Annotated in this window: 14 protein-coding genes and 4 tRNA genes; 8 read left to right on the top strand and 10 right to left on the bottom strand. The window is 60.3% G+C overall.

Features of this window, described 5'->3' with window-relative positions; genetic code table 11:
* Positions 1-15 precede the first annotated feature (15 nt).
* The gene (locus tag M1B35_RS07760) at positions 16-669 is read left to right on the top strand and encodes an HAD family hydrolase (protein WP_123328353.1); all 654 of its coding nucleotides are present in this window, start codon (positions 16-18) and stop codon (positions 667-669) included.
* A 111-nt stretch (positions 670-780) separates the two neighbouring features.
* Here M1B35_RS07760 and M1B35_RS07765 read toward each other — a convergent pair whose 3' ends face one another.
* Positions 781-1,743, bottom strand: a complete 963-nt coding sequence (locus M1B35_RS07765) for a zinc-binding dehydrogenase (RefSeq protein WP_123328354.1) — start codon at positions 1,741-1,743, stop codon at positions 781-783.
* Between the two features lie 139 nt (positions 1,744-1,882).
* Between M1B35_RS07765 and M1B35_RS07770 the strand changes: the two genes are divergently transcribed.
* Both M1B35_RS07770 and M1B35_RS07775 read left to right on the top strand, forming a co-directional pair.
* Entirely contained in the window at positions 1,883-3,964 is a 2,082-nt protein-coding gene (locus M1B35_RS07770) for a carboxy terminal-processing peptidase (protein ID WP_425273397.1), read from the top strand.
* Between the two features lie 131 nt (positions 3,965-4,095).
* Positions 4,096-5,916 carry a bifunctional diguanylate cyclase/phosphodiesterase gene (locus M1B35_RS07775; protein ID WP_268261635.1) on the top strand — a complete coding sequence of 607 codons (1,821 nt, stop codon included), beginning with the start codon at positions 4,096-4,098 and terminating at the stop codon, positions 5,914-5,916.
* Here the strand turns inward: M1B35_RS07775 and M1B35_RS07780 are convergent.
* The 5 genes from M1B35_RS07780 to bamJ all read right to left on the bottom strand — a co-directional run bounded on the left by M1B35_RS07780 (position 5,873) and on the right by bamJ (position 8,571).
* Positions 5,873-6,283 carry an SEL1-like repeat protein gene (locus M1B35_RS07780; RefSeq protein WP_123328357.1) on the bottom strand — a complete coding sequence of 137 codons (411 nt, stop codon included), beginning with the start codon at positions 6,281-6,283 and terminating at the stop codon, positions 5,873-5,875. The genes M1B35_RS07775 and M1B35_RS07780 overlap by 44 nt on opposite strands.
* Positions 6,284-6,655, bottom strand: a complete 372-nt coding sequence (locus tag M1B35_RS07785; RefSeq protein ID WP_007898892.1) for a hypothetical protein — start codon at positions 6,653-6,655, stop codon at positions 6,284-6,286.
* Positions 6,652-6,993 carry a helix-turn-helix domain-containing protein gene (locus M1B35_RS07790; protein WP_268261636.1) on the bottom strand — a complete coding sequence of 114 codons (342 nt, stop codon included), beginning with the start codon at positions 6,991-6,993 and terminating at the stop codon, positions 6,652-6,654. The genes M1B35_RS07785 and M1B35_RS07790 overlap by 4 nt, the downstream gene beginning before the upstream one ends.
* 115 nt (positions 6,994-7,108) lie before the next feature.
* Positions 7,109-7,564 (bottom strand): YkvA family protein, encoded by a 456-nt coding sequence (locus M1B35_RS07795; protein ID WP_123328358.1) that lies wholly within the window; start codon positions 7,562-7,564, stop codon positions 7,109-7,111.
* A gap of 293 nt (positions 7,565-7,857) precedes the next feature.
* On the bottom strand, positions 7,858-8,571 hold the full coding sequence (gene bamJ, locus M1B35_RS07800; protein WP_123328359.1) for a BamJ family beta-barrel-assembly machinery protein: 714 nt from the start codon (positions 8,569-8,571) through the stop codon (positions 7,858-7,860).
* 267 nt (positions 8,572-8,838) lie between these two features.
* Between bamJ and M1B35_RS07805 the strand changes: the two genes are divergently transcribed.
* Together M1B35_RS07805 and M1B35_RS07810 are read left to right on the top strand one after the other, a co-directional pair.
* Positions 8,839-10,647 (top strand): c-type cytochrome, encoded by a 1,809-nt coding sequence (locus M1B35_RS07805; protein ID WP_268261637.1) that lies wholly within the window; start codon positions 8,839-8,841, stop codon positions 10,645-10,647.
* A 28-nt stretch (positions 10,648-10,675) separates the two neighbouring features.
* On the top strand, positions 10,676-11,812 hold the full coding sequence (locus M1B35_RS07810) for a catalase family protein (RefSeq protein ID WP_268261638.1): 1,137 nt from the start codon (positions 10,676-10,678) through the stop codon (positions 11,810-11,812).
* 146 nt (positions 11,813-11,958) lie between these two features.
* On the opposite strand, the gene M1B35_RS07815 is transcribed toward M1B35_RS07810, so the two are convergent.
* The 4 genes from M1B35_RS07815 to M1B35_RS07830 form a co-directional block, all read right to left on the bottom strand.
* Positions 11,959-12,035, bottom strand: a tRNA-Asp gene (locus M1B35_RS07815).
* 19 nt (positions 12,036-12,054) lie between these two features.
* Positions 12,055-12,130: transfer RNA gene (locus M1B35_RS07820), tRNA-Val, on the bottom strand.
* A 202-nt stretch (positions 12,131-12,332) separates the two neighbouring features.
* A tRNA-Asp gene (locus tag M1B35_RS07825) sits at positions 12,333-12,409 on the bottom strand.
* Positions 12,410-12,429: 20 nt separating this feature from the next.
* Positions 12,430-12,505 (bottom strand) — tRNA-Val (locus M1B35_RS07830).
* Between the two features lie 160 nt (positions 12,506-12,665).
* On the opposite strand from M1B35_RS07830, the gene rdgC reads away from it, so the two are divergent.
* The 3 genes from rdgC to sugE all read left to right on the top strand — a co-directional run bounded on the left by rdgC (position 12,666) and on the right by sugE (position 15,129).
* The gene (rdgC, locus tag M1B35_RS07835) at positions 12,666-13,586 is read left to right on the top strand and encodes a recombination-associated protein RdgC (protein WP_123328361.1); all 921 of its coding nucleotides are present in this window, start codon (positions 12,666-12,668) and stop codon (positions 13,584-13,586) included.
* Between the two features lie 142 nt (positions 13,587-13,728).
* Positions 13,729-14,694 (top strand): bile acid:sodium symporter family protein, encoded by a 966-nt coding sequence (locus M1B35_RS07840; protein ID WP_123328362.1) that lies wholly within the window; start codon positions 13,729-13,731, stop codon positions 14,692-14,694.
* Positions 14,695-14,811: 117 nt separating this feature from the next.
* On the top strand, positions 14,812-15,129 hold the full coding sequence (sugE, locus tag M1B35_RS07845) for a quaternary ammonium compound efflux SMR transporter SugE (RefSeq protein WP_123328363.1): 318 nt from the start codon (positions 14,812-14,814) through the stop codon (positions 15,127-15,129).
* The last annotated feature ends 26 nt before the right edge of the window (positions 15,130-15,155 follow it).

Raw genomic sequence — 15,155 nt, forward strand, 5'->3', positions numbered from 1 at the left:
GAGAGAGTTGCACTGATGGCCCTGGCAATTTTTGATCTGGACGAAACCCTGATTCATGGCGACTGCGCCACCCTCTGGAGCGAGCAGATGGGTCGCCTGGGCTGGGTCGACAGCGAATCCTTCATGCGCCGCAACCACGAACTCATGGACGCCTACAGCCAAGGCAAACTGGCCATGGAAGAGTTCATGGCGTTCAGCCTCGAGCCCATGGCCGGACGCACCCCGGAAGAGATCGAGCACCTGGTGGCGCCCTGGGTCGAGGACGTGATCGAGCCGATCATCTTCAGCGATGCGTGCAAGGCCATCGCCGCCCACCGCAAGGCTGGCGATCGGATCCTGGTGATCTCGGCGTCCGGGACCCACCTGGTGAAGCCGATTGCCGAGCGCCTGGGCATCGACGAAGTGCTGGGGATCGAGCTGGAGGTGCAGCACGGGGTGTACAGCGGCCACACCACCGGCACCCTGACGTACCGCGAAGGCAAGATCACCCGCTTGCTGGAATGGCTCGATGCCGAGGAAGAAAACCTGGAAGGCGCTAGCTTCTACTCCGACTCGCGCAACGACTTACCGTTGCTGCTTCGGGTCGACCATCCACAGGTGGTCAACCCGGACCCGGTGCTGCGCGAACACGCGGAAAAGGCCGGCTGGCCCATCCACCACTGGAAATAACCTTCAGAAAACCACGGCCTATCCTGTAGGCGCTGGCTTGCCAGCGATCAGGCCCCTCGCCCCAACAAGGCTTGAGGCCCCTTCGCCGGCAAGCCGGCTCCTACAATAGGGTCAGGTGAGGCTGGGATCGATCACCAGTACCAGCTTGCCCGAGACCTGATTGGTCGCCAGTTCGGCAAATGCCGCTTCAGCGTCCTGGATCGGGAAGGTCTTGGCCAATTGCGGGCTCAGGCGCCCCTCGCTGAACAACGGCCAAACGTTCTGCCCCAGGTCGCTCAACAGATCGGCCTTAAACTGGTCATCGCGACTGCGCAAGGTGGACCCCAGCAGTTGCACGCGCTTGGCCAGCACCTGGGCCAGGTCCAACTGGGCTTCGCGACCGCCCATCAGGCCAATCAGCACCCAACGCCCGTCGCGGTTGAGCAACTTAATATTCAGCGCGGCGTAATTGGCGCCGACCGGGTCGAGAATCACATCGAAAGGCCCGAAATCCTTCAATGCCTCCAGGCCATCGGTCCGCACCACGCCGCCCTGGGCACCCAGCGCCTCGCAGTAGGCCAGGCGATCAGCCGAACCAACACTGACCCAACACGGATTGCCGAACGCCTTGCACAGCTGGATGGCCGCCGAACCCACACCGCTGGCCCCCGCGTGCAGCAAGACTTTTTCCCCCGGCTTGAGGGCCGCCAGTTGGAACAGATTCAGCCAGGCGGTGCTGTAGACCTCGGGCAGCCCGGCCGCTTCGGCCAGGGACAGGCCCTCGGGCACCGGCAACACGTGGCGACCATCGACCACCACTTCTTCAGCCATGCCGCCACCGGCCAGCAGCGCGCACACCCGATCGCCGATCTGCCAGGACGAGCCTGGGCCCACCTCGCTGATAACCCCGGAGCATTCCAGCCCCAACACTTGACTGGCGCCCGGCGGTGGCGGGTAAAGCCCGGCACGCTGCAACAGATCGGCCCGATTCAGGCCGGCAGCGGCAACACGAATGCGCACTTGCCCTACATCACAAGCAGGACTTGGCTCTTCAACCCACTCCACATGACCTTCAACGCCTTGCAATGCTTTCACAGTGCCTCCATAGTGAGTCTGGACTGAGCCCGGAGCGGTAGCGCCGGGCTTTTTGCATTATGCGACCGGCCCTTTATGGAACCGGCGACTTCAAAGACGGCCTAATATGCGTTATCAATTGCCCCCGCGTCGAATCAGCATGAAGCATTTGTTCCCCAGCACCGCCCTCGCTTTTTTCATTGGTCTCGGCCTGTTGCCGATGTCGACCAATACGTTCGCAGCCAATAGCTGGGACAAACTTCAGCCTGATCGTGATGAGGTGATTGCCAGCCTTAACGTCGTTGAGTTGCTCAAGCGTCATCACTACAGCAAACCGCCGTTGGACGATGCGCGTTCGGTGATCATCTATGACAGCTATCTCAAGCTGCTGGATCCGTCGCGCAGTTACTTCCTGGCCAGTGACATCAACGAATTCGACAAATGGAAAACCCAGTTTGACGACTTCCTGAAAAGCGGCGACCTCAACGCCGGCTTCACCATCTACAAACGCTACCTGGATCGGGTCAAGGCACGCCTGGACTTCGCCCTGGTCGAGTTGACCAAAATCGACAAGCTCGACTTTACCGTCAAGGAGAGCTTGCTGATCGATCGCAAGGACGCCCCTTGGCTCAAGAGCACTGCGGAACTCGACGACCTGTGGCGCAAACGCGTCAAGGACGAAGTGCTGCGCATGAAGATCGCCGGCAAGGACACCAAGCAGATTCAGGAAACCCTGACCAAGCGCTACAAGAATCAGTTGGCGCGCCTGGACCAGACTCGGCCGGAAGATATCTTCCAGGCCTACATCAACACCTTCGCCATGTCCTACGACCCGCACACCAACTATCTGTCGCCGGATAACGCGGAGAACTTCGACATCAACATGAGCCTGTCCCTCGAGGGCATTGGCGCCGTGTTGCAGAGCGACAACGACCAGGTCAAGGTCGTGCGCCTGGTGCCGGCAGGCCCGGCGGACAAGACCAAGCAAGTGGCCCCGGCCGACAAAATCATCGGCGTTGCCCAAGGCAACAAAGAGATGGTCGACGTAGTCGGCTGGCGCCTGGACGAAGTGGTCAAGCTGATCCGCGGTCCGAAAGGCACCCTGGTGCGCCTGGAAGTGATTCCGGCCAGCAATGCGCCCAACGACCAGACCAGCAAGATCGTGCCGATCACCCGTGAAGCGGTGAAGCTCGAAGACCAGGCCGTGAAGAAGTCCGTGCTCAACCTGAAACAGGACGGCAAGGACTACAAGCTGGGGGTGATCGAAATCCCGGCCTTCTACCTGGACTTCAAGGCCTTCCGCGCCGGTGACCCGGATTACAAGAGCACCACCCGCGATGTGAAGAAACTGCTGACCGAACTGCAGAAAGACAAAGTCGACGGCGTGGTCATCGACCTGCGCAACAACGGCGGCGGCTCCCTGCAGGAAGCCACGGAACTGACCAGCCTGTTCATCGACAAAGGCCCGACCGTCCTGGTACGCAACGCCGATGGCCGCGTGGATGTGCTGGAAGATGAAAACCCCGGTGCTTTCTACAAAGGCCCGATGGCGCTGTTGGTCAACCGTCTTTCGGCCTCGGCCTCGGAGATTTTCGCCGGTGCCATGCAGGACTATCACCGCGCCTTGATCATTGGCGGCCAGACCTTCGGCAAAGGCACGGTGCAAACCATCCAGCCGCTGAACCATGGCGAGCTGAAGCTGACCCTGGCCAAGTTCTACCGGGTTTCCGGGCAGAGCACACAGCACCAGGGCGTGCTGCCGGACATCGATTACCCGTCGATCATCGACACCAAGGAAATCGGCGAAAGCGCGCTGCCGGAAGCCATGCCGTGGGACACCATCCGCCCAGCCATCAAGCCGGCAGTGGATCCGTTCAAGCCGTTCCTGGCGCAACTAAAGTCCGAGCATGAAAGCCGTTCCGCCAAGGATCCGGAGTTCGTGTTTATCCGTGACAAACTGGCCCTGGCACAGAAACTCATGGCCGAGAAAACCGTGAGCCTCAACGAAGCCGACCGTCGCGCCCAACATGCCGATATCGAAGCCAAGCAGTTGGCCCTGGAAAACATCCGCCGCAAGGCCAAGGGTGAAGAGCCGCTCAAAGAGCTGAAGAAAGAGGATGAGGACGCGCTGGCTGCCGCCGAGCCGGACAAAACCAAGCCGGAAGACGATGCTTACCTCAGCGAGACCGGGCGCATCCTCCTGGATTACCTGAAGCTCAACACCGCTGTCGCCAAGCACTGATGATGGCAATTTAATGCGAACGCTCCTCGGAGCGTCATTAAACAGTCATCATTCTGTCGTGAAATAAAGGACCGGGCGCTGCTCTTGAATCAAGGGCAGCCCCGGTCCTTTTTTTATCGACAGAGATCGCCATGACCACGACCGAGCAGCTGAGTGCCTTGAGTTCAATCCTGGCTCAAAGCGGTTTACACAGTCTGTTCCAACCGATCATCAGCCTCTCTGAACGGCGCATTCTGGGTTATGAAGCCCTGAGTCGCGGCCCCTCCAACAGTCCGCTGCATTCCCCCGTGGCGTTGTTCGCCGTGGCACGCCAGGCCGGCCGCCTGAGCGAGTTGGAAATAGCCTGCCGGCACAGCGCCTGCAAACGGTTCAGCGACCAGCAACTGCCCGGCAAGCTCTTCCTCAATGTATCGCCGGAGTCCCTGCTCGAAGCGGCGCACCAGCCAGGTCGGACCTTGCAACTGCTACAAGACTTCGGCATTCCTCCCAGCCAGGTGGTGATCGAACTCACCGAGCAAACACCGATCGATGACTTCCAGTTGCTGCAGAACGCTCTGCATCACTATCGGGACATGGGGTTCTCGATTGCCCTGGATGACCTGGGTGCCGGTTATTCCAGCCTGCGCCTGTGGTCCGAGCTCAGGCCCGACTATGTGAAGATCGACCGGCACTTTATCGACGGTATTCACCAGGATGCGCTGAAACGCGAATTCGTCGGTTCGATCCTGCAAATTGCCAAGGCCTCCCGGGCCCAGGTGATTGCCGAGGGCATCGAGTTGGCCGAGGAACTGACGGTGCTGACGGAAATGGGCGTGGACCTGGTCCAGGGCTACCTGCTCTGTCGTCCCCAGGAGCAGCCGCCACGGGATGCCCGGAGCATGCTGCCCAAGCAGGACAACCCGGCGACGGTACTCAACGATGAGAGCAGTGACCTCAGCGCCCTGCTCAATGAACAACCGGCCGTGGCCCGCAACACCCCTACCGCCACGGTACTGGAAGCCTTTCGCCGCCAAGCCAACCTGAACTCCCTGGCGGTCCTCGATGAGCAAGGCCAGCCGTGCGGCATCGTGCATCGACATTCCCTGTCAGATGCCCTGCTCAAGCCCTTCGCCACCGACCTGTTTGCCCGCAAGCCCATCAGCCGCCTGATGAACGACGACTTCCTCGCGGTCGAACTCAGCCAGTCGCTGCAGCAGGTCAGCCGGCTGATCACCAGCCGCGCCCGACAGCGCATCGAGGAAGACTTCATCATTACCCTCAACGGCAGCTACCTGGGCCTGGGCCGGGTCATCGATGTGCTGAAACTGATCACCGAGCTGAAAATCCAGCAAGCACGATACGCCAACCCCCTGACGCTGCTGCCGGGCAACGTGCCGATTCAGCAGTGCCTGACACGCCTGCTGCAACAGGCTCGGGAGTCGGTGATCTGCTACGTCGACATCGACAGCTTCAAGCCTTTCAACGACATCTATGGTTACGGTCGTGGCGATGAAGTGCTGCTGTGCCTGGCTCAATGTCTGAACGATCGGGTCGATCCCAGCCGGGATTTTGTCGGGCATATCGGCGGCGATGATTTTTTACTGGTGCTGGGCCCTGAAGACTGGCGCAAGCGCCTCAACCAATTGCTGGATGACTTTCACAGCCAGTGTCGACGTTTTTATCGCAGTGAACACCTGGAGGCCGGTTGCTTTATCGCCCCCAACCGCCAGGGCGTGCGCCAGGAATTCCCACTGTTGTCGCTGTCGATCGGGGTGGTGCACTTGCATCCACAGGCCTGTGGACAACTGGACTCCAGCCAGTTGGCGGAGCTGGCCTCAGAGGCCAAGCACCACGCCAAGAATATGCAGGGTTACAGCGTGCACGTGATCGACAGCCTGGAGGTGACTCAGCGGTTGGCGAGCGATGCCACTAATCCCGAGGCACAGGCGGCTGATTCAGCTGAGCCAGCTTGAGCGCCGCAAGAGGATGCCCGGCACGCGCCGAGAGCGCCCACCAGCGCGCAGCTTCGGTGGCGTCAGCCGGCTTGCTGGGCGAACCTGCCAGGCTGATGACACCGAGTTGATACGCGGCCTTGCCATCCCCCGCCAACGCCGCCAGGCGCAGCAGACGCAGCCCCTCCTCCCGAGCCGCCAGGCCCTGACCGCGGAAGGTCAGGATATGCCCATAAAAACTCTGCGCTGACACATCACCCAGGTTGGCCATGCGCGCAAACTGCCCCTCAAGCCAATGCCAGCCACGCGGTTGTTTCACCCACCATTGCCAGTGAAACAACCGACGCGCCAGCCAGTAGCTGAGCCGGGCCCGGAGCCGCCAGAGCATTCAGGCCTCCGCCGACTCGGGGTACTCATACTCGAACACCCGCACGACTTCAGACGCATGCCAGGACGCCGCCGCCACCCCATCGGAGGGGCCGGAAAAACGCCCCAGGCGCTCGACGCATTCAAAGAAGCCGGTACGTGGCAAGCGGCTCGCGCCCTGGCTGATCACCAGCGAGCTGCGCAAGGGTTGTTCCGCACGCGCGTCCAGGGCCGCCAAGTGCTCCAGAGCCGCGGTCAGGGTTTGCATGGCCGGAGTGGGTAACTGCAAGCGCTCCAGCAGCGCACGATAGGTAAGAAGATGCCGTTGTCGCCGGGCCTGGTCCAACTCCCCGAGCAACCCATCCCAATGTTGACGACTGATCCTGACGCTCACGATTGCTCCCTCCAACCCGGCACCGTCAGTTCCCAGGCCAGACTGCGGCGTATCGCAGCGTCGGGCTGACGCTCACCGCTTTCAATCAAGGCCAGGTAAGACGGGCTGATACCCACTTTGCGGGCCAACGCCTCGATGGCGATGCCCTTCCCTTCGCGCAAACTGCGTAGTTGATCCAACCCCGGAAGATCATCGGCCGGTGCGGCCGCCTGGCTGACCGTTGCGGCCAGCGGAGAGGAGTCGGTGATGCCTGCTGCTTTTAACAAAGCCTGATACTGAGCCCACGGCAAAACCGCATATTCGGGCTCGCCATCGCGTGCAATGATCTGAATATCCATTACTACCCCGTAGGACAACGACACTTAGCGAGTCGGACTTTTCCTTTGAAGTGTAATCCTAACAGCGGCGATGGTCGCGGGAAGCATCATTTACCGGTTCAGCCTCCAGGCAGGCTCAGTTTTTTCTCGGCCCCTCCAGCTGCAACTGCTCAGGGGTATCGGGCAAACGCTCGACTACCGCGAGCTTTTCCGGCAGTTGGCGATTGCGCCAGGCGCGAAAGGCATTGAGTTCGTCATCCAGGGTTTTCATCAACCAGGCCAGCACGGCGATGTCATCGAGCATGCCGAACACCGGGATGAAATCCGGAATTGCATCCAGCGGGCTGAGGAAATACATCAGGCCGGCGACCACCGAAAGTATGGCCTTGGGGCTGATCGCCCGGTACTCGCCACGCCAGTAAGCCAGGCACAGTGCCTGGAGCATGCGCAGGTCATCTTTGAGCTTGCCGAGGCGATTACCCTGGCTCGCACCTTTACTGGCAACCGCAAACAACAAAGTGGGCAAACGGCCACGGCTGAGCAGCCGGCCAGCCAGTGGCAGGAAGCGGGCAAAATTCCAGGGTGTCTTCATAAATCCCTCCCACTGAAATGTTATCCACACAAATTGTGGATAACCTTGTGAACAGAGCTATTTTTCACGGCTGAGAGCCCCGTTTTATAAGGGCTGAGCTCAGATCGGGCGTTTTTTACTCACATAAAAAAACCCAATATTTCATTGACTTGGCAGTCTTCAACGACTACCCGCCGGCGGTCTCTGGTTAAGACTGTGAGGGTCGCCTGGCGTTCGTATTTTTTACCAGCTTTAACCGCCAGATACGACAACGCCCCGTAGAGACGGGGCGTTGTCTGTGCAGCAGACGCGAATTACTTGGCGGCGTCTTGCTTGGCTGGGTCTTTGATAGCCAACAGCTCCAGCTCGAACACCAGCACCGAGTTGGCTGGAATTGCCGGGCTCGGGCTCTGGGCGCCGTAAGCCAGGTCGCTAGGGATGTACAGCTTGTACTTCTCGCCGACGTGCATCAGTTGCAGGCCTTCGACCCAACCCGGAATCACGCCGCTCACCGGCAGGTCAATCGGGCTGCCGCGCTCAACAGAGCTGTCGAACACTGTGCCGTTAGTCAGGGTGCCGGTGTAATGAACGGTCACTACGTCGGTCGGCTTAGGCTGAGCGCCGTCGGCCTTCTTCAGGACTTCGTATTGCAGGCCGGAAGCGGTGGTGGTGACACCTGCTTTCTTGCCGTTTTCTTCAAGGAACTTCTTGCCCGCTGCGGCGGACTCTTCGCTCATCTTGACCATGCGTTCTTCGGCACGCTTTTGCAGCGCTGCGAAGGCTTCGACCAATTCGTCATCTTTCAGCTTCTGTTCTTTCTTGCCGACGGCATCTTCGATGCCCTGGGCCACGGCTTTGGAATCCAGGTCATCCATGCCTTCCTGAGCCAGGCTTTTGCCCATGTTCAGGCCGATACCGTAGGAAGCTTTTTGCGCCGGGGTTTTCAGCTCTACGCTGGTCTGCGAATCACAACCCGCAAGGACCAGGCTAACCAGGGCTACCGCCGCCGCCAACCGATGCTGTTTCATGCTATTTCCTTGTTCATGCGCCAAAAGGGCAATCGAATAAAGCCGCGAGCTTATCAGGCTGCCACGACCAATGGCTACCGGCATAAGAGCAGGAAACCGTCGATAAGTTCACGTCTGCAAAGGCATTTTCTAGCCCGCGATAAACGCCCGACTGGCAAATGGCCGCAGCCCGAAAAAAACCTCAATCACCTTAGACCAAGTACTGGCTACTTGCCGCTTCCGATGGGCTAGGGCATAAGGAAACAAAATTCGACAAGGATGTTTATCTTGCGCCTCATCTACCGTGTTTTGCTGTTGATCGCCGTGCTGCTCGCCGGCGCTCTGGCCCTGGTTCTGTATTACGTCGCCAACCCCAAACTCCCCAGCTATGAGCCTGTGCAACAGGTGCATTACCTGGACCAGTGGAGTGCGGCCGACCGCCAGACTTACTACTTCACCCCCCAAGGCACTCAGGTCAAAGGGCTGCGCTACGACTGGTTCGGCGCCCTGGAGTTGCCATTCTCCAAGGAGCGCTTCGCCTCCCCGGAATACCTGGCGCGTTTCGGCTTCCTGGTGGACCCGCAACAACATGCCACGGCGGACAATCCCGGCAATCTCCCGGTAGGTTTTGCGCGGCATCAAAATCCCGGCAGCCAGGAGTACTACCTGGATATCACCTGTGCCGCCTGCCACACCGGCGAGTTGCGATTCAATCACCAGGCCCTGCGAATCGACGGCGGTACCGCACAGCACGTGCTGCCCTCCAGCGTACCGACGCTACAAGGGGGTAGTTTCGGCCAGGCACTGGTGGCGAGCCTGGCCGCCACCTATTACAACCCATGGAAATTCGAACGCTTTGCCCGCCAGGTACTGGGCCAGGACTACGACAGCCGCCACGAACAGTTGCGCCAGGACTTCAAGGCTTCGCTGAACAACTTCCTGCGGGTGGCCTGGAACGACACCCATCGTGGCCTCTACCCCACCGAGGAAGGCCCTGGGCGCACCGACGCATTCGGACGCATCGCCAACGCCAGCTTCGGCGATGCGATTACCCCCGATAACTATCGTGTGGCCAACGCCCCAGTGGACTACCCCCAGCTCTGGGATATCTGGACCTTCGACTGGGTGCAGTGGAACGGCTCAGCCCAGCAACCCATGGCACGCAACATTGGCGAAGCCCTTGGGGTCGGTGCGACGCTGAATTACTTCGACGCCCAGGGGCAACCACTCAAAGGCGCCGACCGCTACCCCTCCAGCGTTCGCGTCAACGATCTGCATCAGATCGAAGAGACCCTGCAACGTTTGAAGCCGCCTGCTTGGCCCGAAGCCCTGTTCGGCAAGGTCGACACCCGCCTGGCCGCCAAGGGCCGCGCGCTGTTCACCGAAAACTGCGCCGGTTGTCATGTGCCCGACGTCACCGAAATCAACGGCCGTCCCGTGCAGCAATTGAAGATGCTGCCGCTGGCAGTCATCGGGACCGACCCCAACAGCGCCAACAACATCGCCGATCAGCGCTATGACCTCAGCGCCTTACAGTGGGACCCAGCAGAATTGGCAGCCTCCAATGTCGAACTGCACCCCACGCCCAGCGAACCACTGGACCTGAGCCAACTGTCCGTGGCCAAAGGCCTGGCCTACGTCACCGCCTTTGTCGAAGAGCGAGCCTACCGCGACGCCAAGGTCACCCCGGCCGAACGGCCACGCCTGGACGGCTTCGGCCTGCCCATTGGCGTGCGCGAACTGCGGGCGTACAAGGCCAGGCCGCTGGCAGGCGTCTGGGCCACCCCGCCCTTTCTGCACAACGGCTCGGTGCCCAGCCTGTATGAGCTGCTATCGCCGCAAAGCGAACGCTCCAGCACCTTCTATAGAGGCACCTTCGAATACGACCCGCGCCACCTGGGTTATCGCACTGAAGCGTTTACCAACGGTTTCCTGTTCGACACCCGCATCAGCGGCAACCACAACAGCGGTCATGAATTCCGCTCCGGAAGCCGGGGCAACGGGGTCATCGGGCGCTTGCTGCAACCCGAAGAACGCTGGGCCCTGCTGGAGTACCTGAAAGTGCTCGGCGGCCCGCTGGAGTCGCAACTGCCATGAGCCTCGCCTTCGTCATAAGGATCTACCCATGTTGATTACCCTCTGGCTGCGCCTCGGCGCCTTGCTGGCCAAGACGCTGATGTGGCTGCTGGGCCTGGGCCTGCTGGCCTGGGCACTGGCCAGTGCCTGGTTCGCCTGGCAACACCGCGGCCCGGTGTCCACTGAAGAACAGATCGCGGCCGGCGAAAGCGCCATGAGCCAGGAAATCATCCAGACCGCCGTGCGCATCGTCGACCAGCACCGGGACAACAGCCGCTACCTGCGCGACGCCCACGCCAAGGCCCATGGCTGCGTCAAAGCCCAGGTCCAGGTGCTCAATGATTTGGCGCCGGAGCTGCGCCAAGGGGTGTTCGCCGAACCGGGGAAAACCTGGCAAGCCAGCGTGCGCCTGTCCAATGGCAACGCCTACCCGCAGTTCGACAGTATTCGCGATGCCCGGGGCATGGCAATCAAGCTGCTGGACGTCCCCGGCACACAGCTGCTGCAGGAACAGCCGGTGCGCACCGAGCAGGATTTCGTGATGTTCAACCATCCAAACTTCTTCGTCAGCGATGTGGCGGAGTACCGCACCAATGTGGCGGCGCAGGCGGACGGCAAGAAAGTCATGGCGTTCTTCCCAAGCCTGGACCCACGCAGTTGGCAGGTCCGCCATCTGTTTATCGCCCTGGCAACCCTGTCACCGGCACCCGCCAGCCCGACCCAGACCACTTACTTCTCGGTGTCGCCATACAAGTTCGGGAATGCCAATGTGAAGTTCCGCGTCGCGCCGGACCCGCAAAGCTGCCCTGGCTACACGTTACCGGCGCAAAATGAAAAGTTGCCGAACTTCCTGCGCAGCGCCCTGGTTCAACAACTGTCCACCGACCGCGTGCCGGCCTGCTTCGTCTTGCAGGTGCAGCGCCAGGACCCGAGCAAATTCATGCCCATTGAGGACACCAGCATTGAATGGCGGGAAAGCGACGCACCGTTCGAGACCGTGGCGCGGGTCAAGATCCCGGCCCAGGACTTCGATACACCGGCGCAAAACCTGCAGTGCGACAACCAGTCCTTCAACCCCTGGTTCGGCCTTGAGGCCCATCGCCCCATCGGCGGCATCAACCGCCTGCGCAAGGCGGTGTATGAAGCCGTGAGCGACTATCGCCACAGCCGCAACGCCGAACAGTAAGCCCATCACGAAAAAAGCGGCCCAAGGGCCGCTTTCTTTATTCATTGGGCTCACGCAGCACCGCGCCAAACCCCAGACAGCAAAAAGCCCGCACTGGGCGGGCTTTCTGTGATGATCTGGCGTTCAGTGGTCCAGATCATCGAATATGGCGCAGCGGACGGGACTCGAACCCGCGACCCCCGGCGTGACAGGCCGGTATTCTAACCGACTGAACTACCGCTGCGCGTAGCGTTGAAAGTAAGTGGTGGGTGATGACGGGATCGAACCGCCGACATTCTGCTTGTAAGGCAGACGCTCTCCCAGCTGAGCTAATCACCCTTTACCTTCGTTGCGGGGCGCATTGTGCCACAGAAATTCACAAGATGTTGATTTAATTAATAAATTTATTAAAAAAATCTGAATTTCGATGAAACGCTGCAAAACCCACGGAACTCTTTACAACCAACATCTAGAACAAAAAAGCCCGCCTAAGCGGGCTTTCTGTGGTGACCTGGCGTTCAGCGTTCCAGGTTACCGAATATGGCGCAGCGGACGGGACTCGAACCCGCGACCCCCGGCGTGACAGGCCGGTATTCTAACCGACTGAACTACCGCTGCGCGTAACACTTGAATGCGAATGGTGGGTGATGACGGGATCGAACCGCCGACATTCTGCTTGTAAGGCAGACGCTCTCCCAGCTGAGCTAATCACCCTTCACGTTCGGTGTGGCGCGCATTCTACGGAGCAGCCCCTACTCTGGCAAGCACTTTTTATAATAATTTTTTCAGGCCTTCCAAAGGCTTAGCGAAGGGTTGGCCTGAGCTGCCGCGAAGAGAATAATGCCCTCCTTTGTATAAAGGAGAGATTCACCCCATGTGGTTCAAAAACCTGCTTATCTATCGCCTGACCCAAGATCTAGCCGTTGATGCTGAGGCGCTGGAAACTGCACTGGCCACCAAACTGGCGCGTCCATGTGCAAGCCAGGAGTTGACCACCTACGGTTTCGTTGCACCGTTCGGCAAAGGCGAAGATGCGCCTCTGGTGCATGTCAGCCAGGACTTCCTGCTCATCGCCGCACGCAAAGAGGAGCGCATCCTGCCTGGCAGCGTGGTACGTGACGCGGTCAAGGAGAAGGTCGAAGAGATCGAAGCCGAACAAATGCGCAAGGTCTATAAGAAGGAGCGCGACCAGATCAAGGATGAAATCATCCAGGCCTTCTTGCCCCGTGCCTTTATTCGCCGTTCTTCTACCTTCGCTGCGATTGCCCCTAAACAAGGGCTGATCCTGGTCAACTCCGCCAGCCCGAAACGCGCCGAAGACCTGCTGTCCACCCTGCGCGAAGTGCTCGGCACCCTGCCGGTCCGTCCGCTGACGGTCAAGACCGCCCCTACAGCGATCATGACCGACTGGGTGAAAACCCAAAAAGCCGCCGACGACTTCTTCGTCCTCGACGAGTGCGAGCTGCGTGATACCCATGAAGACGGCGGCATCGTGCGCTGCAAACGCCAGGACCTGACCGGCGAAGAAATCCAGCTGCACCTGAGCACCGGTAAAGTGGTCACCCAACTGTCCTTGGCTTGGCAGGACAAACTGTCCTTCATGCTCGACGACAAGATGGTGGTCAAGCGTCTGAAGTTCGAAGACCTGCTGCAGGATCAGGCGGAACAGGACGGTGGCGATGAAGCCCTCGGCCAACTGGATGCCAGCTTCACCCTGATGATGCTGACCTTCGGCGACTTCTTGCCGGCGTTGGTTGAAGCCCTGGGTGGCGAAGAAACGCCCCAAGGGATCTGAGAACCTGCTGGGCTGACTTGCCTGCGATGAAGGGCTCCTGACAGACCTTGTCGCCTGGATCGCTGGCAAGCCAGTGCCTACAGCTTCTACCGATAGACGCCACCTGCCTTGGGTGGCGTTTTCACATAACAAGGAACAGGTCATGCGCGCATTGGCTGCATTGAGCCGCTTCGTCGGCAACACCTTCGCTTACTGGGTACTGATTTTCGCTGTGGTCGCCTTCCTCCAGCCCCACTGGTTCATCGGCCTCAAAGGCGCCATCGTGCCGCTGTTAGGCCTGGTGATGTTTGGCATGGGGCTGACCCTGAAACTTGAAGATTTCGCCGAGGTGGCCCGCCACCCATGGCGCGTGGCCTTGGGCGTGGTCGCGCATTTCGTGATCATGCCGGGCGTCGCCTGGTTGCTGTGCCAGGCCTTTCACCTGCCACCGGAAATCGCCGTCGGGGTGATCCTGGTCGGCTGCTGCCCAAGCGGCACTTCATCCAACGTCATGACCTGGCTGGCTCGGGGCGACCTGGCGCTGTCCGTGGCCATCGCCGCTGTCACCACCCTACTGGCTCCGCTGCTGACGCCGGCGCTGATCTGGCTGCTGGCCTCGGCCTGGTTGCCGGTGTCGTTCATGGAGCTGTTCTGGTCGATCCTGCAAGTGGTGCTGCTGCCGATAGTGCTTGGGGTGGTCGCCCAGCGGTTGCTCGGTGAGCGGGTACGCCACGCGGTGGATGTGCTGCCGCTGGTCTCGGTGGTGAGCATCGTCATCATCGTCACCGCCGTAGTGGCCGCCAGCCAAGCGAAGATCGCCGAATCCGGCCTGCTGATCATGGCCGTGGTGATGCTGCACAACAGCTTTGGTTACCTGCTGGGCTACTTCACCGGCCGAGTGTTCAAGCTGCCCCTGGCCCAGCGCAAGTCCCTGGCCCTGGAAGTCGGCATGCAGAACTCCGGTTTGGGGGCCGCCCTGGCCAGCGCTCACTTCTCGCCATTGGCGGCGGTGCCCAGCGCCCTGTTCAGCGTTTGGCACAATATTTCCGGGGCCTTGCTGTCCACTTACTTCCGCCGGATGAGTGAGAACGCCGAGAAAAAACTGGAAACACACCCAGCCGCCGACTGAGCAAAAAGTTGACCACTCGGTTAGCCGCGAGCACTACACTGCGCACCGCGAGGACGACCTCGCGGCTCGATCGAGTCATTCATGTTGGGGACGGCCCCGTCAATTGATGAGGTCTTTATGTCCTGGATCATTCTGTTTTTTGCCGGTTTGTTTGAAGTGGGCTGGGCCATCGGCCTGAAATACACCGACGGTTTTACCCGCCCGCTGCCCACGGCCCTGACCATTATTGCCATGGCCATCAGCCTCGGCTTGCTGGGCCTGGCGATGCGCGACCTGCCCCTGGGCACCGCCTACGCCATCTGGACCGGGGTCGGCGCCATCGGCACGGTCATCGCCGGGATCATTCTGTTCGGCGAATCCATGGCTCTGATGCGCCTGGCCAGCGTGGCGCTGATCGTCGCCGGCCTGGTGGGCTTGAAAGTCAGCGCCAGTTGACGCTCAGCCAGCGAACATAAAAAACG

It is taken from the genome of Pseudomonas morbosilactucae, from assembly GCF_023241665.1.
Taxonomy (GTDB): Bacteria; Pseudomonadota; Gammaproteobacteria; order Pseudomonadales; family Pseudomonadaceae; genus Aquipseudomonas; species Aquipseudomonas morbosilactucae.